The organism is Pseudoalteromonas sp. SIMBA_162, assembly GCF_046535955.1.
In the GTDB taxonomy this organism is placed as follows: Bacteria; Pseudomonadota; Gammaproteobacteria; order Enterobacterales; family Alteromonadaceae; genus Pseudoalteromonas; species Pseudoalteromonas marina.
This window is the reverse complement of the sequence record NZ_JAWJBQ010000523.1, coordinates 1-266: the sequence shown is the minus strand read 5'-3', so window position 1 is coordinate 266 and position 266 is coordinate 1. Positions and strand designations below refer to the sequence as shown.

The window sequence follows — 266 nt, the reverse complement described above, 5'->3', positions numbered from 1 at the left end:
ACGCGGCGCGGCGCAAGGGCGTTGCGGTCGCGGTCGGCCTTGCCGAGCGTGACGGCGAGCGCTTCTACAACCCGACGGTGCTCGTCGACGAGCAGGGCGACATCGTGCTGCACTATCGCAAGACGCACCTGTGGGCGTCCGACGTCGGCGTGTTCACACCGGGCGAGCGCTTCGCGACCTGCGTGTGGAACGGGCTGACCGTGGGGCTGCTGATCTGCTACGACATCGAGTTTCCGGAAACGGCACGCGCGATCGGCACGCTCGAC

The 266-nt window shown here is 68.4% G+C and carries 1 protein-coding gene; it reads left to right on the top strand.

Going from position 1 to position 266, the window contains the following annotated elements:
- Positions 1-266 (top strand): nitrilase-related carbon-nitrogen hydrolase (locus R0J88_RS20770; RefSeq protein WP_410900992.1); only part of this gene is annotated, 266 nt, incomplete at both ends.